General features: G+C 64.2%; 22 protein-coding genes. 12 read left to right on the top strand and 10 right to left on the bottom strand.

Going from position 1 to position 22,097, the window contains the following annotated elements; all coding sequences use genetic code 11:
* Window positions 1-15 precede the first annotated feature (15 nt).
* From GJ695_RS16245 to GJ695_RS16230, 4 genes are read right to left on the bottom strand one after another with little or no spacing between them, the layout of a single operon-like run.
* Window positions 16-855: a CPBP family intramembrane glutamic endopeptidase gene (locus tag GJ695_RS16245; protein ID WP_154366469.1), complete on the bottom strand. Its 840-nt coding sequence runs from the start codon at window positions 853-855 to the stop codon at window positions 16-18.
* A complete protein-coding gene (locus GJ695_RS16240) occupies window positions 852-1,334 on the bottom strand; it encodes a MarR family winged helix-turn-helix transcriptional regulator (protein WP_154366467.1) in 483 nt (160 codons plus the stop codon). The genes GJ695_RS16245 and GJ695_RS16240 overlap by 4 nt, the downstream gene beginning before the upstream one ends.
* 53 nt (window positions 1,335-1,387) lie before the next feature.
* Window positions 1,388-1,969: a response regulator transcription factor gene (locus GJ695_RS16235; protein WP_154366465.1), complete on the bottom strand. Its 582-nt coding sequence runs from the start codon at window positions 1,967-1,969 to the stop codon at window positions 1,388-1,390.
* Between the two features lie 5 nt (window positions 1,970-1,974).
* Window positions 1,975-4,005, bottom strand: coding sequence for a two-component system sensor histidine kinase NtrB (locus GJ695_RS16230; protein ID WP_154366464.1), 2,031 nt, complete (start codon window positions 4,003-4,005; stop codon window positions 1,975-1,977).
* Between the two features lie 129 nt (window positions 4,006-4,134).
* On the opposite strand from GJ695_RS16230, the gene GJ695_RS16225 reads away from it, so the two are divergent.
* Window positions 4,135-5,121 (top strand): TRAP transporter substrate-binding protein, encoded by a 987-nt coding sequence (locus GJ695_RS16225; RefSeq protein ID WP_154366462.1) that lies wholly within the window; start codon window positions 4,135-4,137, stop codon window positions 5,119-5,121.
* Between the two features lie 166 nt (window positions 5,122-5,287).
* Here GJ695_RS16225 and GJ695_RS16220 read toward each other — a convergent pair whose 3' ends face one another.
* Both GJ695_RS16220 and GJ695_RS16215 read right to left on the bottom strand, forming a co-directional pair.
* Window positions 5,288-6,661 (bottom strand): TRAP transporter large permease, encoded by a 1,374-nt coding sequence (locus GJ695_RS16220; RefSeq protein ID WP_166455245.1) that lies wholly within the window; start codon window positions 6,659-6,661, stop codon window positions 5,288-5,290.
* Between the two features lie 14 nt (window positions 6,662-6,675).
* Complete coding sequence (locus GJ695_RS16215; protein ID WP_208023429.1) at window positions 6,676-7,332, bottom strand: TRAP transporter small permease; 657 nt, start codon at window positions 7,330-7,332, stop codon at window positions 6,676-6,678.
* 577 nt (window positions 7,333-7,909) lie between these two features.
* Between GJ695_RS16215 and GJ695_RS16210 the strand changes: the two genes are divergently transcribed.
* The 3 genes from GJ695_RS16210 to GJ695_RS29645 are packed head-to-tail and all read left to right on the top strand — an operon-like array spanning window position 7,910 to window position 9,544.
* Window positions 7,910-8,431: a methylated-DNA--[protein]-cysteine S-methyltransferase gene (locus GJ695_RS16210; RefSeq protein WP_154366458.1), complete on the top strand. Its 522-nt coding sequence runs from the start codon at window positions 7,910-7,912 to the stop codon at window positions 8,429-8,431.
* Entirely contained in the window at window positions 8,407-9,309 is a 903-nt protein-coding gene (gene xerD, locus GJ695_RS16205) for a site-specific tyrosine recombinase XerD (protein ID WP_154366455.1), read from the top strand. The genes GJ695_RS16210 and xerD overlap by 25 nt, the downstream gene beginning before the upstream one ends.
* Before the next feature lie 58 nt (window positions 9,310-9,367).
* Window positions 9,368-9,544 carry a hypothetical protein gene (locus tag GJ695_RS29645; RefSeq protein ID WP_166454865.1) on the top strand — a complete coding sequence of 59 codons (177 nt, stop codon included), beginning with the start codon at window positions 9,368-9,370 and terminating at the stop codon, window positions 9,542-9,544.
* A 9-nt stretch (window positions 9,545-9,553) separates the two neighbouring features.
* Here the strand turns inward: GJ695_RS29645 and GJ695_RS16200 are convergent, their stop codons facing one another.
* The 3 genes from GJ695_RS16200 to GJ695_RS16190 form a co-directional block, all read right to left on the bottom strand.
* Entirely contained in the window at window positions 9,554-12,658 is a 3,105-nt protein-coding gene (locus tag GJ695_RS16200) for an efflux RND transporter permease subunit (RefSeq protein WP_154366453.1), read from the bottom strand.
* Window positions 12,659-12,660: 2 nt separating this feature from the next.
* Window positions 12,661-13,896, bottom strand: a complete 1,236-nt coding sequence (locus tag GJ695_RS16195; RefSeq protein WP_154366451.1) for an efflux RND transporter periplasmic adaptor subunit — start codon at window positions 13,894-13,896, stop codon at window positions 12,661-12,663.
* 129 nt (window positions 13,897-14,025) lie between these two features.
* Window positions 14,026-14,997, bottom strand: coding sequence for an endonuclease/exonuclease/phosphatase family protein (locus GJ695_RS16190; protein WP_154366449.1), 972 nt, complete (start codon window positions 14,995-14,997; stop codon window positions 14,026-14,028).
* A gap of 23 nt (window positions 14,998-15,020) precedes the next feature.
* On the opposite strand from GJ695_RS16190, the gene ybaK reads away from it, so the two are divergent.
* The 7 genes from ybaK to GJ695_RS16155 all read left to right on the top strand — a co-directional run bounded on the left by ybaK (window position 15,021) and on the right by GJ695_RS16155 (window position 20,205).
* Window positions 15,021-15,512 (top strand): Cys-tRNA(Pro) deacylase, encoded by a 492-nt coding sequence (ybaK, locus tag GJ695_RS16185; protein ID WP_154358283.1) that lies wholly within the window; start codon window positions 15,021-15,023, stop codon window positions 15,510-15,512.
* 59 nt (window positions 15,513-15,571) lie between these two features.
* A complete protein-coding gene (plsY, locus tag GJ695_RS16180; RefSeq protein WP_154366446.1) occupies window positions 15,572-16,201 on the top strand; it encodes a glycerol-3-phosphate 1-O-acyltransferase PlsY in 630 nt (209 codons plus the stop codon).
* Window positions 16,202-16,852 (top strand): DsbA family oxidoreductase, encoded by a 651-nt coding sequence (locus tag GJ695_RS16175; RefSeq protein WP_154366444.1) that lies wholly within the window; start codon window positions 16,202-16,204, stop codon window positions 16,850-16,852.
* Window positions 16,853-16,947: 95 nt separating this feature from the next.
* A complete protein-coding gene (locus tag GJ695_RS16170) occupies window positions 16,948-18,000 on the top strand; it encodes a sensor domain-containing diguanylate cyclase (RefSeq protein ID WP_154366442.1) in 1,053 nt (350 codons plus the stop codon).
* A gap of 12 nt (window positions 18,001-18,012) precedes the next feature.
* On the top strand, window positions 18,013-18,303 hold the full coding sequence (locus GJ695_RS16165; protein WP_154358287.1) for a DUF427 domain-containing protein: 291 nt from the start codon (window positions 18,013-18,015) through the stop codon (window positions 18,301-18,303).
* A complete protein-coding gene (locus GJ695_RS16160) occupies window positions 18,303-19,049 on the top strand; it encodes an AAA family ATPase (RefSeq protein ID WP_166455239.1) in 747 nt (248 codons plus the stop codon). Before GJ695_RS16165 ends, GJ695_RS16160 begins: the two co-directional genes overlap by 1 nt.
* Window positions 19,042-20,205 (top strand): metal-dependent hydrolase, encoded by a 1,164-nt coding sequence (locus tag GJ695_RS16155; protein ID WP_154366440.1) that lies wholly within the window; start codon window positions 19,042-19,044, stop codon window positions 20,203-20,205. Before GJ695_RS16160 ends, GJ695_RS16155 begins: the two co-directional genes overlap by 8 nt.
* On the opposite strand, the gene GJ695_RS16150 is transcribed toward GJ695_RS16155, so the two are convergent.
* The gene (locus GJ695_RS16150; RefSeq protein WP_154366438.1) at window positions 20,202-21,044 is read right to left on the bottom strand and encodes an oxidoreductase; all 843 of its coding nucleotides are present in this window, start codon (window positions 21,042-21,044) and stop codon (window positions 20,202-20,204) included. The genes GJ695_RS16155 and GJ695_RS16150 overlap by 4 nt on opposite strands.
* Window positions 21,045-21,158: 114 nt before the next feature.
* Here GJ695_RS16150 and GJ695_RS16145 point away from each other — a divergent pair, with 114 nt between their 5' ends.
* The gene (locus GJ695_RS16145) at window positions 21,159-22,094 is read left to right on the top strand and encodes a LysR family transcriptional regulator (protein ID WP_154366437.1); all 936 of its coding nucleotides are present in this window, start codon (window positions 21,159-21,161) and stop codon (window positions 22,092-22,094) included.
* The last annotated feature ends 3 nt before the right edge of the window (window positions 22,095-22,097 follow it).

Here is a 22,097-nt window from a genome sequence, read left to right as displayed (position 1 = left end):
AGCCACGCGGCGGCGTCAGCGCTTGACGGCGCGGCGCAGGAGGAGGAGGGCGGTGGCGCCCCAGAGCAGCAGGGTGATGGCGGAGGCTTCGACGCCGTAGGCGCCGCCGGTCAGCCAGTCGGGGCCGGTCATCGTCACCTGCAGCCAGCCGCGTGCGGCGTGGCCGGAGACGGGGACGGCGAACAGGCTGTCGTACAGGTAGTTCCAGCCGAAGTGCAGGCCGATCGGCAGCCACAGGCGGCGCGTCCGCAGGTAGGCGGCGCACAGCGTGAGCGAGGCCACGCCGGTGATCAGGATGCCCAGCGCGGTGGCCTGGTCGTTCGACACGTGCGCCAGCGCGAACACCACGCAGGAGACGATCAGCGCCGTGCGCGTGCCCCAGCGTTGTTCGACGATGCGGAACAGCACGGCACGGAACAGCAGTTCTTCAAACACCGCCACCATCATCTGCTCCGGCAGGGTCTTGAGCATGATGGCCGCATCATTGCTGCCGCTGATGGCGAAGGCGCCGGCCGCCGCCAGCACGCCGGCCACCGCCAGCCCGAGCGCGGCGCCAAGCGCCACGCCGGTGAAGGTTTCACGCGCCGCGCCGGCTGGCGCCAGTTCGGTCAGGCCGCGCTGTTCGGTGCGGCGCACGAAGTAGCGGTAGCTGAGGATGGCCAATCCGCCGGCCAGCAGGAACTGCCAGCCGAAGCGCAGCTCTTTGGGCACCAGCTTGTCGATCACGGCCAGCGTCAGGATGATCGGCAGCACCACGGCGCACATGCCGATGATGATGCGCGTGACCGGGTGCGCAAACAGACGGGCGCGGAACGAAGGCACGGATGAAACGACCTGTGGCTGGGCGATGCTCATGATGTCTCCTTTTTGCTCTTGGTGGTGGCACGCGCCGCGCGGATGCGGGCGCCGAAAGACTGGGTTTGCAGGGCGGCGATGGCCTCCGCCAGCGCGTCGGACAGGGGGTAGGGCATGTCGCGGTCGAGACTGTCGGCGGCGGCGCGCGTGGCTTGCCAGCACAGGCGCAGCTGGGGCAGCAGCGCTTCGCCCTGGGCGCTCAGGCGGACGATCTTCTGGCGCGCATCGCGCACGCCGGGCGAGGCTTCCAGCAAGCCTTGCTTCATCATCAGCGTGACGGTTTGCGTGGCGGCCGGCTGCGTGATGCCGGCCGCCTCGGCGATCTGGCTGACGGTGCGCGGCTCGCCGCCCTCCAGCGCCCGCATCACCGGCGTGTAGCGCGGCCGGTAATCGATGCCCGCCTCCTCATAGGCAGCGCTGACCGCACCGTCCAGCAGGTCGATCAAATGCCGTAATTGCGTACCAAGTCCTTGTCTCATGCGACAAGCATACCATGATACATAAGTGCTTATGTATGTTTTTGAAGCGGGATTTACTTCAGCAGGCCGGCCAGTTCGACGGCGGTTTTGACTTGCATTTTGTCGAAGATGTGGGCGCGGTGGACTTCGACCGTGCGCATGCTGATGCCCAGCTGGTCGGCCACCACCTTGTTCATTTTGCCGGCCAGGATCAGGTCCAGCACTTCGCGCTCGCGCGTCGACAGCGTCGCCAGGCGGGCGTGGACGGCGGCGGTTTCGCCGGCGCGGCGCGAGTTGGCCAGCGCTTCCTGCACGCGGTCCATCAGCTGGTTGTCGTTGAACGGCTTTTCGAAGAAGTCGAAGGCGCCGCGCTTCAAGGTGTCCACCGCCATCGGCACGTCGCCGTGGCCGGTCAGGAAGATCACCGGCATGCGCTGCGCCAGGCCGCGCGTCAGCAGCTGGTCGAACACCGCCACGCCGTTCATGTCGGGCATGCGCACGTCGAGCAGCACGCAGTCGCCGTCGGTGTCGAAATCTCCGGCGTGCTGCAGGAACTGCGCTCCGGAGTCGTAGGCGCGCGAGGGAATCGCCCGGGATGTGGCCAGCCAGGTCAGTGCGTCGCGCACCACCGCTTCATCGTCGACGATATGCAGCATTTGTCTTATGTCTCCTGTGTCGTGGCTGCCGGCGCGGCCGGCAGCACGAACGTAAATATTGTTCCGCCTTGCGGATTGGCGCGGAAGGTCAGCGCGCCGCCATGGAATTCTATCGCAGTCCGGCAGATGTTGAGGCCCATGCCCATGCCCTCGGCCTTGGTCGAGAAGAACGGCGAGAACAGGCGCTGCGCCACGTCGTCCGGAATGCCGTGGCCCTGGTCGATCACCGCCACGCTGACCTGGTCGGCGTCCGCATGGTATTGCGCCACCACGTTGAGGATACGCCGTTGTGGCTGCACGTGCTGCATCGCTTCGATGCCGTTGCGGGTCAGGTTGAGCAGCACCTGTTCGATCATCACGCGGTCGGCGCGCACCGGCGGCAGGTCGGCCGGGAGGTCGGTGTGGAACGATACGTAGCTCTGGCGCGCCTGCAGTTCGATCAGCGCGCGGATGCCGTCCAGCAGCGACGGAATCGCCACCGCCTGCCGCAGCGGTTCGCGCTTCTTGACGAATTCGTGCACGCTGCGGATGATCTGGCCGGCCCGCTGCGCCTGCGCGCTGGCCTGTTCCAGCGCCGGCTTGAGGATGCCGCGATCGATCGGCTTATGGTCCTCATGCGCACGGTCCAGCACATTCAGCGCGCCGGTGGTGTAGCTGGAGATGGCGGCCAGCGGCTGGTTCAGCTCATGCGCCAGCATCGACGCGATCTCGCCCATGGTGGCCATGCGTGCCGACGATTGCAGCTTTTCCTGCTGCTGGCGGTTGACTTCCTCGATGCGCTTGCGGTCGGAGATGTCGAGGATGGAACCCATCCAGCCGGTCTGCTTGCCGTGGTTGTCCACCAGCGGCGCCTCGAACACCAGCACCGGCACGCGCTCGCCGTTGGGACGCTGGAAGATGGTTTCGAACTGCGGCGTGACCTTGCCGGCCAATACCGAGGCAAAGCGCGCCTGGTATTCGGACATCGCCTCCGGCGCCCAGTAGGGCATGGGCGGCAGCTTGCCGACGATTTCCTCGGCCGGATAGCCGACGATCTGGCAGAAGGCCGGATTGACGTAGGTGATGCGGCCTTCCAGGTCGCGCGCGCGCAGGCCGGTCACCAGCGAATTCTCCATCGCGGTGCGGAACGACATCTGCTGGCGCAGCGCGCCTTCGGCCGCCAGGCGTTTCGAGATGTGGCCCCACAGGGCCAGCAGGCTCCATAGCAGGCCAAGCGACAGCACGATGACCGAGCCGACCAGCAGGTTGGGCAGCAGCTGCGGCTCGCTCTTGACGCTGTCCGTCACCAGCGTGACGGTGGCGCCGGGCAGGTCGAGCGCGCGCTTGTGGGTGTAGATGCCGTGGCCCGGGCCGGCGGCCGCGCGCCGCGCCAGCACCTTGTCGTCGCGGTCCACCAGCGTGACCTGGTTGTCCTGCGCGAACCACCACGGCACCATTTCATCGAGCAGCGCGCTGGTCTGATAGGTGGCGACCAGGTCGCCGAGATAGTCGTCGCCGCGGAACAGCGGCACGTGGTAGTCCATCAGCACCGCCGACGGCGCGGCGGTCTGGTTATGCGCCTGCACTTCCGGCTGGGCGTACATGGCGCGGCGCGTCTTGCGCGTGATCTCGGCGGTGGCCTTGGAGGCCGGCGTCAGTTCCACCGGCTCGGACAGGGGATCGCTGCTGCTGCCAAGCTGACCGTCGGGCTTGAGCCAGACCACGCGCAGCAGTTCGTGGCCGTTCTTCAGCAGCCGTGCCATGCGCTCGTGCAGCTCATGCGCCGACAGATGGCCGGCGGCGATTTCCACGCCCAGGCTGCGCAGGCTTTCCTCGTCGCGGCCCATCTGGAAGCGGATGGTCTGCTCGACCCACAGGGTATCGGCGATCAGCTGTTCCTGGCGCTCGTTGCTCTCCATCTGGCGCGCCTGCCACGGCAGCCAGATCAGGATCGCCAGAAAAAACAACACCAGCACGATGGGCAGCAGCCAGCGCAGCGAGGTGCTGGTGTGGGTGCGGCGGCGCGGCGCGGGCGCGGTGGAAGGCGATTCGGTCATGGACGGTCAGGGTAGCTTGTCACGGTGGTGCGGCCATTGTGGTTATCCACACTTGCCAGTGTTGCAGCTATTTATAAGAATCGGTCAGAATAGAACAATAGTGTAACTTTAAACCCACCAGGAGACTTCATGAAACTGAAACCCGTCTTGCTCGTCCTGAGCGCGGCCCTGAGCTTCAACGCGTATGCCCAGGCGCCGATCGTCATCAAATTCAGCCACGTGGTGGCCACCGACACGCCGAAAGGCCAGGCGGCGGAGCGTTTCAAGCAGCTGGCGGAAAAGGCAACCAACGGCCGCGTGAAGATCGAGGTGTATCCGAACAGCCAGCTGTACAAGGACAAGGAAGAGCTGGAAGCGCTGCAACTGGGCGCGGTGCAGATGCTGGCGCCGTCGCTGGCCAAGTTCGGCCCGCTGGGCGTGAAGGAATTCGAGGCGTTCGACCTGCCGTACATCTTCCCGTCGAAAACGGCGCTGTACAACGTCACCGAAGGCGAAATCGGCAAGTCGCTGCTGAAGAAGCTGGAGCCGAAGGGCATCACCGGCCTGGCGTTCTGGGACAACGGTTTCAAGGTCATGTCGGCCAACAAGCCACTGCATAATCCGACCGATTTCAAAGGCCTGAAGATGCGCATCCAGTCGTCCAAGGTGCTGGACGCGCAGATGCGCGCGCTGGGCGCGAACCCGCAGGTGCTGGCGTTCTCCGAGGTGTACCAGGCGCTGCAGACCGGCGTGGTGGACGGCACCGAGAATCCGCCGTCGAATATGTACACGCAGAAGATGCACGAGGTGCAGAAGTATGTGACGGTGTCGAACCACGGTTACCTGGGCTATGCGGTCATCGTCAACAAGAAGTTCTGGGACGGTCTGCCGCCGGACATCCGCGCCGCGCTGGACAAGGCGATGAAGGATGCCACCACCTTCGAGAAAGCGATTGCGCAACGTGACAACGACATGGCGCTGGATGCGATCAAAAAGGCCGGCAAGACCGAGATCTACACGCTCAGCGTGAAAGAGCAGGCCGACTGGCGCAAGGCGCTGCTGCCGGTGCAGCAGCAGATGGAGAGCCGGATCGGCAAGGATCTGATCTCGGCGATCAACAAGGAAGCGGCGAAGTAAATCTTCGCTGGGAAGTGAAAAAGGAGGCCATTGGCCTCCTTTTTTTTGGGGGGAGAGGCGGCGGACGATTGTTATCGCATGGAGTACCCCTGACGAAAGGGTCTGACCCCGTACGGGGTCAGACCCTGGCCGCAGCGGTGTGCGGGTTGCGCAGGTGCCGCGCGCTTTACATCAACCCCATCGCCTTCGGCAGCCAGAGCGACAACCCCGGCCAGTACGTCACAATCACCAGGAACACCAGCATCGTCAGCAACCACGGCATCACCGCCACGGTCAACTCGGAGATGCTCATCTTCGAAATGCCGCTGGCCACGTACAGATTCAGGCCCACCGGCGGATGGCACAGGCCCACTTCCATGTTCGCATCGATCATGATGCCGAAGTGGACGGCGTCGATGCCGAGGCGGATTGCGGCCGGGTGCAGAATCGGCGCCATCACCAGAATGATCGACGACGGCTCCATCACATTCCCCGCCAGCAGCAGCAGGATGTTGGTGAAGAACAGGAAACCAGCCTGGCCCAGGTCCTTGCCCAGAATCCAATCCGCCATCGCCTGTGGAATATTCTCGTGCGCCATCAGGAACGAGAACAGCACGGCATTGGTAATGATATACAGCAGCATGGCCGACAGCGCCGCCGATTTCTTCAGCACTTCCGGCGTCTTCGACAGCGGCATATCCTTGTAGACAAACACCGAAATCAGGAACGCATACACCGCGCTCATCGCCGCCGCCTCGGTCGGCGTGAAGATGCCCTTGGTGATGCCGCCAATGATGATCACCACCAGCATCAGGCCCCACACGCTTTTGCGGAAGGCCTTCCAGCGCTGGCCCCAGGTGGACTTGCGCATGCGCGGGTAGTTGTTCTTCTTGGCCAGCACCCAGGTGGTGGTGCACAGCATCACCGTCAGCAAAATACCGGGGAACAGGCCGGCCAGGAACAGCGCGCCGATCGAGGTGTTGGTCGAGATGGCGTAGATCACCTTTGGAATCGACGGCAGCATCAGAATCCCCAGCGAGCCGGCGGTAATGATGACGCCGGCGCCAAAGGCCTTGGGATAACCCTGCTTGACCATGGCCGGCAGGATGATCGAGCCGATCGCCACCACCGTCGCCACCGACGAGCCGCACACCAGCGCGAACATGGCGCAGGCGATGATGCCGGCCAGCGCCAGGCCGCCGTGCCAGTGGCCGATCAGGCTGGTGGCAAAGGCGATCATGCGCTTGGCGACGCCGCCGTGGGTCAGGAAGTTACCGGCCAAAATAAACAGCGGAATGGCCATGATCTCGAACTTCTCGATGCCGCTGAACAGCTTCAGCGCCACCGCCTCGACCGGCACATTGGTCAGCAGGTACATAAACATCAGCACCGTCAGGCCGAGCGCGATGGAAACCGGGATGCCGGTCAGCATCAGCAGGATCAGCAGCGCGAACACGATGCCGACCTTGCCGCCCAGCAGGCACACGGCCAGCAGGATGCCGGCGATCACCGACAGGATGGTGCCGGCCTTCTTTTTGCTCCAGGGCTCGATGCCCTGCATTGCCACGGCGCCGCTCATCGCGCACCTCCGTGGGCTGGCTGGTGCGACGGGGCGGCGGCGAACAGTTCGTCGTCTTCCTCGTCGTCCAGGCCTTCGACGTGGGATTCGTCATGGTGCGGCAGTTCGCCGTGGCGCAGGAAGGTCCAGCCGACCTGGATGAAGCGGAAGCACATCAGGTAGGAGCCCATCGGTACGGCGGAATAGATGAACCAGGTTGGCCATTCCAGGTCCGGCGTGGTCGGTCCTTCCGGCACGTCGCTGGCGTCCCAGCCGAGCAGCGTGTAGACCGCGTGGTGCATGCCGTTTTCCCAGACGAAGGTCAGGCCCAGCGTGCCGACGATGCCGGTGAACAGCATGCCGCAGCCGATCGCCAGCAGCACCGTGAAGCGGCGCCATTCGGTCGGCATGCGGTTGACCAGCACGTCGACGCCGACGTGCACGCCCTTGCGCACGCCGTAGGCGGCGCCGAACTTGGCCATCCACACGAACATGATGATGGCCAGTTCCTGCGCCCATTCAAAATGCAGCGAAAGGAGGTAGTCCTGGACGTAGGGAATCGGCAGGCCGGTGCCGTAGCGGTGCACCACGGACAGGAAGATGATCAGGGTGGCGCCGCCCATCAGGAGGGTGATGATCCACTCCTCCAGATGGTCGAGTATTTTTGTCAGCATAATATGTCTCTAAGAATTATTAGTGCTGGGAAATCCAGCATAGTTGTAAATTATCCGTGACTGGCAAGACTAGCAATAAGGACTATTACTAAGTTGGCTACAGTGTTCAGTTTGCCTATACCACAACTTGTTTGATCTGCGTCAAACATGTTTCAGGTTTAAAGTATGGTCGTTCCCGTACATAAAAAATTTGAGAAAAACCTTAACGAATACGTTATGATGGCGTCGCTCTCAGGGATACATGCATATCGATATGCGACCCGGTAGCAAAGAATTGTAAGTGGGGAGTGTGTATAGAAACGGTAACGAATACCGGCAATAGATCGAGGAGACACACGTTTTACAGAATGTCGCTGTTATAGGCTCTGCAAGCCGCCACAAGCGTGCTACGGAACCAGGCAAGTGACCGGGAACGTGAAGCAGGATTTGGAAACGCACCGTCAGGTGCGTTTTTTTTTGGCCGGGGCATTTACAATGCTTCCAGCGTGGTTTTTTTGCTGTAGCAGCGACGCAACAAAATGGTGCATTTGGACAACGAAAACACAATTGAGGTACTTTTTTGGTGCAAGTCAGTGTGATGAAAATACAACAGGGCAGCGAGCTGTTCTCCGCCGTGGTGGCGCTCCCGTTCGGCAAGCTGGGCGTGCGCACGGCCGCCGGGCTGATTACCGAGCTGTGTTACCTGCCGCCCCATTTTGATGCGAAGGCGCCGCAGGACGCGGCGGCCGAGCTGGTGGCTTACCAGGTGGAGAAGTACTGCGACGACGCCGATTTCCAGTTCTCCCTGCCGCTGAAGCGCGCCGGCACCGAGTTCCAGCACAAGGTGTGGGAGGCGATCAGCTCGATTCCGCGCGGCAGCATGCGCACCTATGGCGAGCTGGCCAGGCACATCGGTTCGGCGCCGCGCGCGGTGGGCCAGGCCTGCGGCGCCAACTGGTTCCCGGTGGTGATTCCGTGTCACCGCGTGACCGCCGCCACCGGCCTGGGCGGCTTTTCCAACAGTGACGATCCGAACGGCTACCTGCTGGGCATCAAGCGCTGGCTGCTGGCGCACGAAGGGTCGAGCGAATACGCATGGCAGCAGACAACCTTGCTCTGATCGACGAGTTCTGCGACAGCCTGTGGCTGGAGGACGGGCTGTCGAAGAACACGCTGGAAGCCTACCGGCGCGACATGCGCCTGTTTGCCGCCTGGCTGGAGAAGATGCGTCCCGGCGTGGCCGGGCTGCAGGCGGTGGCGTCGCACGATATCGAAAGCTATATCGCCGCCCGCCATGAGCAGGGAAAGGCGACATCGTCGAACCGGCGGCTGTCGGTCATCAAGCGCTTCTACCAGATGCTGCTGCGGCAGCGCCGCATCACCAATGACCCCAGCCTGAAGATGGCCTCGGCCAAGCAGCCGCAGCGCTTCGTGCACACGCTGAGCGAAGCCCAGGTCGAGGCTTTGCTGGAGGCGCCCGATGTCAATACCCCGTTAGGCTTGCGCGACCGCACCATGCTGGAATTGATGTATGCCAGCGGCCTGCGCGTGTCCGAGCTGGTGGAGCTGAAAATGCTGGAACTGAGCCTGAACGACGGCGTGCTGCGCGTCACCGGCAAGGGCGCCAAGACGCGGCTGGTGCCGTTCGGCCAGCAGGCGCGGGTGTGGATCGAGCGCTACGCCAAGGGCGCGCGCGGCATCATCCTCAACGGCCAGCAGGACGACGCGCTGTTCGTCACCGGGCGCGGTTCGGGCATGACGCGGCAGATGTTCTGGGTGCTGATCAAGAAGCATGCGCTGAAGGCCGGCATCACGGCGCCGCTGTCGCCGCACACCATGCGGCACGCGTTTGCCACCCATTTATTGAACCATGGCGCCGATTTGCGTGTTGTTCAATTGCTACTTGGACACTCCGATATTTCCACGACGCAGATCTATACCCACGTCGCCCGCGAGCGCATGAAGCATTTGCATGCGCAACATCATCCTCGGGGTTGAGCAACTTGGTTCATAATGAGGGTTGTGCAGTGCAACGCTTTTAGAGAAGGAGCAGCAAATGGCCAAAACAAACTTCGCATATGAAAAGCGGCAGCGGGAATTGGAAAAGAAGAAAAAGCAGGAAGAGAAGAACCGGCGCAAGGCCGAGTTGAAGAATAATCCAGGCCTGGCGCAGGAAGGCGAAGAGGATGTCGCCGAGGGCGAGGCTTCCGGCCTCGCCCCCGACAGCGAATAATCTGCGGCGCTACGCCACCTCGCGCAGCACGTGTTCCTCCTCGTGCTGGCGCTTGAAGAAGCGGGCGCAGCGCTTGCCCCAGTTGTCCAGGTAGGTGTAGGCCACCGGCACCACCACCAGCGTCAGCAGGGTTGAGGTCAGCACCCCGCCGATCACCGCGCGGCCCATTGGCGCCTGCGTTTCGCCGCCATCCCCCATGCCGATCGCCATCGGCAGCATCCCGAACACCATCGCCAGCGTCGTCATCAGGATAGGGCGCAGCCGTACCTGGCCGGCGTTCATGATCGCCTCGACCTGGCCCTGGCCTTCCTTCTGCGCATGGTTGGTGAAGTCCACCAGCAGGATGGCGTTCTTGGTCACCAGACCCATCAGCATGATGAAGCCGATCACCGAGAAGATGTTCAGCGTGCTGCCGGTCACCAGCAGCGCCACCAGCACGCCGATCAGCGACAGCGGCAGGGACATCATGATCGCCACCGGTTGCAGGAAGCTGCCGAACTGCGAGGCCAGCACCAGGTAGATGAAGATCACGGCGATGCTCAGTGCGATCATGGCCGAGGTCATCGATTCCTGCATGCTCTGCGCGTTGCCGCCGACGTCGAAGCGCACGCCGGACGGCAGCTCGATTTCCTTCATGGCCTTCTTGACGTCGCTGTCGACGTCGCCGCCGGGCCGGCCTTCGGTGCTGGCGTACACCGCCACCCGGCGCTGCAGCGCCTGGCGCTTGAGCACCTGCGGGCTGAAGGCCGGCACGAATTCCACCACCTGGCGCAGCGGCACCATCACCGGACGGCCGTCCGGCCCCAGCTTGCTCGACGCCAGCGACAGGTCGGCCAGGTCGGCCACTTTCTGGCGGCCGGACTTGGGCAGCTGCACGTTGACTTCATAGTTCTGGCCGTCTGCTGCCAGGAAGTGCGAGGTGGTGTCGCCGGCCACGAACGGCCGCAAGGCGGCGCCGATCTGCTGCGTGGTCAGGCCGAGGTCGCTGGCCAGCTCGTTGTTGATCTTGATGTTGGTCGACGGGTTGGCGCCTTCCTGGCTGTATTCCAGGTCGGCGATGCCCTTGATCTTGCGCATCTTGTCCATCAGGCGGTGCGCCACGTCGTCCAGCTTGGCTTCATCGGTGCCGAGAATGGCGATGAAGATCGGCTTCTGGCCCATCGACAGCGTGATGCCGGCGATCTTGCTCAGGCGCGCGCGGATCGCGATTTCCATCTCCTGCTGGCTGCGGCGCGCATGCGTCTTGCGGTCCAGCAGCTTCATGTCGAGCTGGGCGATGTTGCGGCCTTCCCAGGTGCCGACCACGGTGATCAGGTTGGCGATTTCCGGGAACTCCTTCAGCGCCGCCTCCACCTGGTGAATCTTGTTGTCGGTGTATTCCAGGCTGGAGCCGACCGGCGTCTTGATCATGAAGTTGACCCAGCCGTTGTCCTGCTGCGGCATCATCTCGCCGCCGATCTTCGGCACCAGCAGCAGGCTGCCGGCGAACAGGCCGAAGGCCAGCAGCAGCGTCAGCTTCTTCCAGCGCAGCGCCAGCGCCAGCACCTTGCCGTACACAACGTGCAGCCATTCGACGCCGCCTTCCAGCCAGTGCATGAAGCGGCCCAGCCATGGCAGGTACTTGAAGCGGTCCTTGACCGGGTCCGGCCACACCGACGACAGCATCGGGTCGAGCGTGAAGCTGACGAACAGCGACACCAGCACCGCCACCGCCACCGTGATCCCGAACTGCAGGAAGAAGCGGCCGATGATGCCTTCCATGAAGGCCACCGGAATGAACACGGCGACAATCGCAAAGGTGGTGGCCATCACCGCCAGGCCGATTTCGTTGGTGCCGTCCTCGGCCGCCTTGCGGTGATTCTTGCCCATGCCGAGATGGCGCACGATGTTCTCGCGCACCACGATGGCGTCATCGATCAGCAGGCCGATGCACAGCGACAGCGCCATCAGGGTCAGGAAATTCAGCGTGAAGCCGAAGGCCTTCATGGCGATGAAGCTGGCCATGACCGAGATCGGCAGCGTCAGGCCGGTGATGATGGTCGAGCGCCACGAGTGCAGGAAGAAGAACACGATCACCATGGTCAGCACCGCGCCTTCGATGATGGTTTCCTTGACGTTGTCGAGCTGGCTCTGCACCTTGAGCGACTCGTCGTTCAGCACGGCCAGCTTGATATCGGGCGGCAGCGACTTCTGCAAATCGGCCGCCACCAGCTGGATGCGGCGTCCCACTTCCACCACGTTGGCGTCCTGCACCTTGGTGATGTCCAGCGTCACCGAGCGCTGGCCGTTGATGCGCGAGATCGACAGTTCTTCCTGGGCGCCGTCCTCCACCGTGGCCACCTGTTCCAGGTAGACCGGTCCGTTGGCGCGGCGCGCCACGATGATCTTGTTGAATTCGCGCGGGTCCTTCATCTTGCCTTCCACCCGCACCAGGCGCTCGCTGGCGCCGTAGCTGATGAAGCCGGCGGGCAGGTTGGTGTTGGTGTTCTGGATGGCGTTCAGCACTTCGTCGACGCCGACCGCCTGCGCGGTCAGGTCGTTGGGGCGCAGCTGGATCAGAATCTGGCGCGCCGCCATGCCGTTGATGCGCACCTGGCCAACGCCGGCCACGCCCTGGAAGCGCTTGGCGATCACCTGGTCGGCCAGGGTCGACAGGTCGCGCAGCGAGTGCTCGCTGGCGGTCAGGCCGATCTGCGCGATCGGCTGCGCGTTCTCGCCTTCGAAGCGGACGATGAACGGGTCCTTGGCTTCGCGCGGGAAGCGCGGGCGCACCTGCGCCACCTTGTCGCGCAAGTCCTGCATGGCGCGGTCCATGTCGGCCGACAGTTCGAAGTCGATGTAGACACCGGCGCGGCCTTCCCACGAGTTGGCGCGCAGCGTCTTGATGCCGCTGACGGTGTTGACCGCTTCCTCGATCGGGCGGGTGATGTCGTTCTCCACCGCTTCCGGCGAGGCGCCCGGATACTGTACCTCGATGGCGGCGCCGGGAATGTCGACGTTGGGCATGGCTTCCAGTCCCAGGCCCCGGTACGAGAACAGGCCCAGCACCATCAGCGCCACCATCACCATGGTGGCGAACACCGGATTCTGGATGCTGACTTTAGTGATCCACATGATCAGCCCTTCGCCGGTTCAGCGGCCTTGGCCTGCGCCGACGGCGGTGCCTCGGCGGCGCTGGCGCCGGCCGGCAGCTTGACCAGCGCGCCCGGTTTCAGGCTGTCGAGGCGCGAGACGATGACGTTGGCGCCTTGCTCCAGGCCTTCGGTGACCTCGGCATAGCCTTCGTCGTCGTTGCGCAGGCCGAGCTTGACCGGCTGCGCCACCAGCTTGCCGGCGGCGACCTTGTAGACGATCTGCTTGCCATCCTTGTCGCTGCGCACGGCGGCCAGCGGCACGATAGGCGCCACGCCGGAACGGTCGGTGACGATGCTGCCCTTGGCGAACATGCCGGCGCGCAGCGCGCTGTCGTCGTTCTTCACGGCGATATACACCAGCATCGCGCGCGAGCCGGCTTCGGTCGATGGATTGATGCGCGCCACCTTGCCGTGGAAGTCGCGCTGCGCGTAGCCGTCGACGCGGAATCTGACGTCCTGGCCGACCTTCACGCGCGGGATTTCCGAGGCCGGCACCTGCGCTTCCAGCACCAGCTCCGCCAGGTTGACGATGCTGTACACCGGCATGTCCAGCGCCAGTTTTTCGCCGGCCTGCACGTGGCGCTTGCTGATCACGCCGTCGATCGGCGCCTTGATCACGCCGTCGTTCAGCGCGATGCGCGCCAGTTCGACCATGGCGCTGGCGGACTTGACCGACGCGCGCGCCAGGTCGACCGAGTTCTGCGTCGAATCATAGGCGTTCTGCGAAATGTACTTCTGCTTGAGCAGGGCCTGGCTGTTGGTTTCGTTCTTGGTGGCCAGGGCCAGCTTGGCTTGCGCCTCGTCCAGCATGGCCTGCTGCTGTTGCAGGCGCGCGCGCAGGTCAGCCTGGTCGATGCGGGCCAGCACCTGGCCGGCGCTGACCGCCATGCCTTCCTGGAGGGTAGTCGCCTCCACCACGCCCGAGACCTTGGACTTGATGGTGGCCGAACTCAGGGGCGCCAGCGAGCCGGAGAGGGGCAAGCTGACCGCCAATGACCGGGCGTCGATGGCGGCGATGTCGCCGCTCGACAGTTCAAAGATGTCTTTTTTCTCCTTGACCGGCGCGGCCGCAACGGCAGGGGCCGCCTCCTGCTTGCCGCGCAGGACGGTCCAGCCGCCGCCTGCCAGCGCGATGACGACCAGCACGGCGGCCGGCTTGCGCCAGCGCGCGCTGCGTACGGTCGGCTGGGAAATTGGGGGTAAAGTTTCTAGTTTCATATCGTTTTTCTGGCCTGAAGTGGTCTCCGCATGTTGCCACTCTAGGCATTTGCAAGGGCCGCGGCCATGGGCATGCGACAAGCGGTGCAAAAGCACGCCTGAACTGCAGAAAAACGGGGGCGACGGCGCTTAATACAGTTTCAGGCGCACCAGGACCTGGCCATGGTCGGAGGCTTCCGGCCTCGCCTCGACCAGGTGTTCGTTCAGGTATGTAACATCGACCACCTCGCCGACCGCGTGGCGCGAGGCCGGATTGAACTCTTCCGACACCAGCACGTGGTCGATGGTGGCGTGGCGGCCGTCGTGGGAGATGGTGTAGCCGCTGTCGCGCCGGCGCTCGCGGCCGGACTGGATCTGGCGGCTGTCGAACAGCTGGCCGTGCAGTTCCTCGCCGGGCTCGCAGGCGGCGCCGCCGCCCATCACGATGTGGGTGGTGACGGCGTCGACGGTGTCGTTGAAGTCGCCCAGCACCACGCGCGGGCGGCGTTGTTCCTTATCCAGGTCGCTCAACAGCGCGCGCAGCGCCACCGCCTCGGTGCCGCGCCGGATCAGCGAGCGCAGGTTGGCCTGGGCGTGCAGCATGGGATTGTCGCCGGTGTCGCCGATGCGGTAGTCGGGCCGCTTGGACTTGAGGTGGACCACGATGACGTCGATGATGCGTTCGTCCGGCAGCCGCAGCTGCACATGCAGCGGCGCGCGCGCGAAGCGGTCGGCGTCGCGGCTGCCGGCCGGCAGCGCCACGCCTTGCGGGAACATGATGTAGGCCTCGGCCGGGGCGGCCAGCGGCAGGCGCGAGATCAGCGCCAGCTCCGGCGTCATGCGCGGCGCGCCGGTCAGCGGATCGGGCGGCGGCGTAAAGCCGGTCAGCGTGGCGTGGCGATAATGGGTGCTGCGCGCCAGCACGTCGCGCAGGGCGTCGAGCGAGAAAATTTCCTGCAGGCCGATGACGTCGGCGTCCAGCTGGTCCAGCTGCTGCGCCGTCCAGGCGACTTTCGCTTCATACTCGGCCTCGGTCAGGGGCGCCAGATTGTCGTACAATTTCGCCCCAGGCTGGGAAAGATTGCAAACATTGAAAGTGGCAAAGCGAATTTCCTGCTGCATAATGGACAACTCCCGATCTCACCATGGCTAAAAAAGAGCATATCTCCGAAACCCCCGCCACCCAGCTGCTGCGCAAGCACAAGGTGGCGTTCACCGAGCACCCGTACCACTACGAGGAGCACGGCGGCACCGGCGTGTCCTCGCGCGAGCTTGGCGTCGACGAACATCACGTGGTCAAGACACTGGTGATGCAGGACGAAGCCGCCAAACCTTTAATTGTGCTGATGCACGGCGATTGCAAGGTTTCAACCAAGAATCTGGCGCGCAACATCGGCTGCAAGTCCGTCGAACCGTGCAAGCCGGAGGTGGCGTCACGCCACAGCGGCTACATGATCGGCGGAACTTCGCCGTTCGGCACCAAGAAGACCATGCCGGTGTACGTAGAGGATAGCATCCTTGCGCTGGAAACGATTTATATCAATGGCGGCAGGCGCGGCTACCTGGTCGGCATCGCGCCCCAGGTGCTGGTCGACCTGCTGGGCGCCAAGGCGGTGCACTGCGCTCTGGCCGAGTAGGGCGCGGCGGTGTATATTCAGCAGCCCTTTCCGGGCGATAACAAGAATTTGAGGAAAAGATGAATACAGTTTGGATGACCGTGGCCGCCTACCTGATCGGCTCGATCTCATTTGCCGTTGTCAGCAGCAAGTTGTTCGGCCTGGCCGATCCGCGCACCTACGGCTCGAAAAATCCCGGCGCCACCAATGTGTTGCGCAGCGGCAATAAGGCCGCCGCCATCGTCACCCTGCTGGGCGACGCCTTCAAGGGCTGGCTGGCCGTGTGGCTGGCGATCTACTTCCAGGAGCGGCTCGGCGTCGGCGACGCCACCGTGGCGCTGGTGGCGCTGGCGGTGTTCCTGGGCCACCTGTGGCCGGTATTCTTCCGCTTTGTCGGCGGCAAGGGCGTGGCGACGGCGGCCGGCGTGCTGCTGGGCTTGAATGTTTGGCTGGGCGTCGCCACCTTGGTGACATGGGCGGTGGTGGCGTTCGCCTTCCGCTATTCGTCGCTGGCGGCCCTGATCGCGGCCGTGTTCGCGCCGTTCTATTATGGTTTATTGTTCGGTGTGGAGCCGCAGCTGGCCGCCGTGTTCATCATGAGCGTGCTGTTGGTTTTCCGTCACGCAAAAAATATCTCCAACCTGATCGCCGGGAAGGAAAGCCGCATCGGCAGCAAGAGCAAGGATGCGGCCAAGAAGAAAGGTAAATAAATGGCTACTCCGCTGAAAATCGATTTCGTCTCCGACGTCTCCTGCCCATGGTGCGCCATCGGCCTGAAGTCGCTGGACAAGGCGCTGGCCGCCATCGGCGACGACGCCGACGTCACCATCCACTTCCAGCCGTTCGAGCTGAACGCCGCCATGCCGCCGGAAGGCCAAGACATCGGCGAGCACCTGACCGAAAAATACGGTTCGACGCCGGAGCAGCAGCAACAGGCGCGCGAGATGATCCGTTCGCGCGGCGCCGACGTCGGCTTCGAGTTCGCGATGGACAAGCGTGGCCGCATCTACAACACCTTCGACGCCCACCGCCTGCTGCACTGGGCCGGCCTGCAGGGCAAGCAGAAGGAACTGAAGGAGGCGCTGTTCAAGGCCTACTTCACGCAGGGCCTGGACCCGAGCGCGCACGAGGTGCTGGTGTACCTGGCCGGCGAAGTGGGCCTGGACAAGGAAGCGGCGCGCCAGGTGCTGCACTCCGGCGAATACGCGGGCGACGTGCGCCATGCGGAGGAATTCTTCCACCGCCACGGCATCAACTCGGTGCCGGCCGTGATCATCAACGAGCGCCACCTGATCTCCGGCGGCCAGCCGGCGGCTGTGTTTGAAAAAGCGCTGCGCGACATTATGGCCAAATCGGCATAAAAAGTGCCAGCCAGGCGGGCGTCTCGGCTCCCGCCGATCTTGTTTTGCTATAAACTCCCTGGGTAAGAGACCGTTGTCACTATCCAGGGAAGCCCATGCTGGCCGCAGAAAAAGTACACACGCTGTTTACCGCCAAATCGCCGGCCGATAATTTCCGCCTGGCCGCGCTGCACCGCTACCACATCCTCGACACCCCCGCCTGCGAAGACTTCAGCTTCCTGACCGAACTGGCGGCGAAAATCTGCGAGGTGCCTTACGCCTTCATCTCGCTGGTCGACGCCGAGCGCGTGTGGATCAAATCCTGCGCCGGCATGCACATGGGCGAACTGCCGCGCGGCGAGAGCTACTGCTCGCTGGCGGTGCTGGGCGACGCCGCCACCGAAATCCCCGACCTGCGGCTGGACCCGCGCACGTCGCAGATGCGCCTGACCATCAGCGAACCGTATATGCGCATGTACAGCAGCGTGGCGCTGACCTCGTCCGACGGTTTCGCCATCGGCACGCTGTGCGTGCTGGACACGCGGCCGGGCCGCCTGAGCGACGACAAGCGCGCCGTGCTGGCCAAGCTGGCGCGCCAGGTGATGGCGCTGATCGAACTGCGCGCCAACGAGAAAACGCTGGAGGCGACGGTGCGCGAGCTGGAAATGCTGGCCACCACCGACGACCTGACCGGCCTGCACAACCGCCGCTCGCTGCTGCACCGCCTGAAGTTCGAGACGGCGCGCGCCAAGCGTTTCCGCTCGCCGCTGTCGGCGGTGATGATCGACCTCGATCACTTCAAGAAAATCAACGACGAACATGGCCACGCGGTGGGCGACCAGGTGCTGACTTCCCTGGGCAAGCTGCTGCGCGAGAACGTGCGGGTGATCGACATTCCCGGCCGCTACGGCGGCGAGGAGCTGTGCGTGATCCTGCCATCGACGCCGCTGGAAGGCGCCTGCAAGTTCGCTGAAACGCTGCGCGCCAAGATCGAGGCGCAGGTGCATTACGCCGGCACGCTGCCGGTGCACGTGACGGCCAGCCTGGGCGTCGGTTCGTTCGATCACATGGAAATCGCCGATGCGGAAAGCCTGCTGCGGCAGGCCGACACCGCGCTGTACCGCGCCAAGCACGGCGGCCGCAATCGCGTGGAGTGCGGCGCCACATAAAGGAGACTGGTCATGCCTACCGCTAGCTGGAATGGCGTCGTCATCGCGCAGGCGAACGACGACGAGGTTGAAATCGTTGAGAACAATGTCTACTTCCCGCCGTCGAGCGTGAAGCGCGAGTATCTGCAGGCGAGCAGCCACACCTCGCGCTGTCCGTGGAAAGGCCTGGCCAGCTACTACTCGCTGAACGTGAACGGCAAGGTCAATGAGAACGCGGCCTGGTACTACCCGGAGCCTTCCGAGAAGGCGGCGCAGATCAAGGACCATGTGGCGTTCTGGCGCGGCGTCGAGGTGCAGCGCTAGTGGGATTGCTGGCCAAGCCGTATCTGCAAAGGATTACGGCGCTGTTTGGCGATGACGTCGACTGGGAGCGCCATCCTTACCGCGTGCCTGCGGTGCGCGACCTGTCGTCGCTGGATTTTCATCCGGACGTGACCTTCTTCATCGGCGAGAACGGCGCCGGCAAGTCGACGCTGCTGGAAGCGATCGCGCTGGCGCTGGGCTTCAGCATCGACGGCGGCAGCCGCAATGTCTTCAACCTGAATACGGCGCAGGAGGCGGCGCCGCTGTTCCAGTCGCTGCGCCTGTCGAAGAGCTTCAAGACGCCGCGCGACCGCTACTTCTTTCGCGCCGAGAGCTTTCACAACGTTGCGACCAGGCTGGACGAGCTTGACGAACGCAGTGCGGCGAGTGTCAAGTCGCTGCATGCGCGCTCGCACGGCGAGGCGTTCATGTCGGTGCTGGTCGATACCTTTCGCGGCAACGGCCTGTATCTGCTGGACGAGCCGGAGGCGGCGCTGTCGCCCAACCGCCAGCTGGCGGCGCTGCGGGTGATCGATCAGCTGGTGCGGCAGGAATCGCAATTCATCATCGCCACCCACTCGCCGATTCTGTTGGCGTATCCGAACGCGAAGATCCTGCTGTTCGACGGCACCGGCATCACCGAAGTGGCCTACGAAGACACGGAACACTACGCCGTCACGCGCGACTTTCTCAATCATTACCCAAAGCGGCTGGAGCAGCTGCTGGACCAGGATGCGGATGGATAACATCACCCATAGCATTATCGGATTTGGCGTCGGCGAGCTTGTGCACCGCAGCTTGCCGGCGGAAGTGGACAGCGCGGCGCAGCGCGTGCGGCATCGGCTGCTGCTGGTGTCCTGCGCGCTGGCCAGCAACTTTCCCGACCTGGACCTTTTTCTGACCCGGCTGCTGCCCGATCCGCTGGGCTATCTGCTCAACCATCGTGGCCATACCCACACGGCGCTATGGGCGGTGCCGCAGGCCTTGCTGCTGGCGGCTCTGCTGTGGCTATGCTGGCCGTCGGCGCGGACGCTGCTGCGCGTCAGCCGGCCGGCGCGGCTTGGTCTGGCGTGGAGCATAGGTCTCGGCTTTGCGCTGCATCTGCTGATGGACTTCACCAATTCGTATGGCGTGCATCCGTGGTATCCGTTCGACGGGCGCTGGCTGTATGGCGACATGGTGTTCATCGTCGAGCCCTTGTTCTGGGTGGCGATCGGCGTGCCGATGGCGCTGATCATGCGCTGGCGTGGGCTGCGTATTGGCGGGCTGGTGGTGCTGTTTGGGGCGCTGGTGGCGTTTGCCGCGCGCGGTTATCTCGGCTGGACTTCGTTCGCGGTGCTGCTGCTGATTGGGCTGGTGTGTGGCTGGACGCAGTGGCGCTCCGGACCGCAGGGTCGCGCCGGCATAATGCTGGCGCTGGGCGTCAGCGTTGCCTTCATCGGCGTGCAGGGCGCGGCCTCGCACGCGGCGCGGACGCAAATCACGGCGGCCGTGAAGGCCATGAATCCGGATGTGCAGGTGCTGGACGTGGCGCTGACGGCCTTCCCGTCGCAGCCGCTGTGCTGGAGCTACATCACCATGGAAGTCGCCGGCGCGCAGTACCGCATGCGCGGCGGCGTGGCCCAACTGGCGGACGTGACCTGTCCGGCCGGGCTGTCGGCGTCGCCGGCGACAGTGACCGGCAGCGTGCAGGAGCTGCGCGCGCTGAAGGCCAGCAACTGCCAGGCTGACGCCTGGCTGCGCTTCGGCCGCATGCCGCTGCTGGCCGATGGCATGCTGTCCGATTACCGCTTCGCCACCACGCCGCGCGGCAACTTCACCACGCTGCATATTTCGCCAACCGCCCCATGCCCGGCTGGCGTGCCGGCATGGGGCTATCCACGCGCGGATCTGCTGAATTAAACGTGGTCGGTGGAGAGGGCGAGGTCCAGCCACTCCGCCATCTCTTTTTCGACGAACTGGTTTTTGGCGCGCACGCGCTGCACCGTGTCCGAGCCCAGTTGCAGGCGCACCGGCGGCGTGGCGCTGTCGGCCAGTTGCAGCAGGGCGCCGGCCAGCTTCGTTGGATCGCCGGGCTGCGCGTGATTCACGTCCGCCGCGAACGAGCGCATGGCGCCGACCGTGGCGGCATACGAATCGATGCGGTCGCGCGTGGATACCAGCGAGGTCGTGTCGAGGAAGTCGGTGCGGAAGAAGCCCGGTTCCACCACGGTGACCTGGATGTTCAGCGGTTCCAGCTCCATCGCCAGCGCCTCGCTCAAGCCTTCAACCGCGAACTTGGTGGAGCCGTACACGCCCCAGCCGGCATACGACGAGTAGCCGCCCACCGACGAGATGTTGATGACATGCCCGCTGCCCTGGCGGCGCATCACCGGCAGCACGGCGCGGGTGACGTTGAGCAGGCCGAAGACGTTGGTCTCGTACACGGCGCGCACTTCCTCGCCGCTGGCTTCTTCCACCGCGCCCAGCAGGCCGTAGCCGGCATTGTTGACCAGGACGTCGATGCGGCCGAAGCGCGCCACCGCTTGTTGCGTGGCGGTGATGGCCTGGGCTTCCAGCTTGACGTCCAGCCGCAGCGCCAGCAGGTTGGGATGCTCGCCCAGCGCGGCGGTGACGGTTTGCGGATCGCGCGCGGTGGCCACCACCAGGTCGCCGCGTTCCAGCGCTTTTTGCGCCGTCAGGACGCCGAAGCCGCGCGATGCGCCGGTGATGAACCAAACTTTTTGTGCAGTGCCAGTCATGATGATTTCCTTTCGGTGTGTGAGTTGATGGAGGCAAGTTTAGGCCGCCGTTACCTGCTACACTAGCCATGGGAAAGCTGTTTGATTTTCACCTTTTGGTTGTAAATAAAAACTATGGATAAAGCCCGGGTCATCAGTTTGTTCATCGGCGTGGTGCGCGCCAAAAGCTTCAGCCAGGCGGCGGTGGATGCGGGTCTGACGCCGCAGGCGGTCAGCAAGGCGGTGCGGCAGCTGGAGGAGCATCTGGGCGTGCGGCTGTTTCACCGCACCACGCGCAGCCTGAGTCTGACCGACGACGGCGCGCGGCTGTTCGAGCTGGCCAACCCCGGCCTGCGCCTGCTGGACGAGGCGCTGGAGCAGATCCAGAGCAGCCGGCTGGAAGTCGATGGGCTGATCCGGCTGGCGGCGCCGACCTCGATCGGCAACGCCATCATCGTGCCGTTGCTGCAGGAGTTCCAGCAGCGCTATCCCGGCACCCATTTCGACATCCAGCTGGACGACCACTTCACCGATCTGGTGGAAAGCAAGATCGACGTCGGCTTCCGCGCCGGCGGTCCGCCCGAGCGCAACCTGGTGGCGCGGGCGCTGGGCGACATGATGCTGCTGGTGTGCGCCACGCCCGGCTATCTGGAGCGCTTCGGCGTGCCGCGCACGGTGGCCGACCTGGCGCGCCATCGCTGCACCGGCTTCCGCCATCCCAACACCGGTCGCATGATGCCGTGGGAGCTGCACGTCGACGGCGCCACCGTCTACCAGGACGTGCCGGCGGTGGCCAGTTTCAATACGGTGGAAGGGGAGCTGGCGTCGGTGCTGTGCGGGACCGGCATCGGCCAGGTGCCGGTGTTCATGATCGAGCGCGAGCTGGCCGCCGGCACGCTGGTGCCCCTGCTGACCCAGACCATCACGGCGAATCGCGGCGTGTTCATGTACTACCAGCAGCGCACGCAGATGCCGCTGCGGGTGCGGCATTTCATCGATTTTGTCTCGGAGCAGGCGCCATTGCGGCTGCAAGGCCAGCGCCGGGCTGTCAATGCGGCGAAAGCAAGATAACTG

It is taken from the genome of Duganella alba (genome assembly GCF_009674495.1).
GTDB classification, from domain to species: Bacteria; Pseudomonadota; Gammaproteobacteria; order Burkholderiales; family Burkholderiaceae_D; genus Rugamonas; species Rugamonas alba.
The sequence above is the reverse complement of the archived record's forward strand: the minus strand, read 5'-3'. Positions and strand labels throughout refer to the sequence as shown.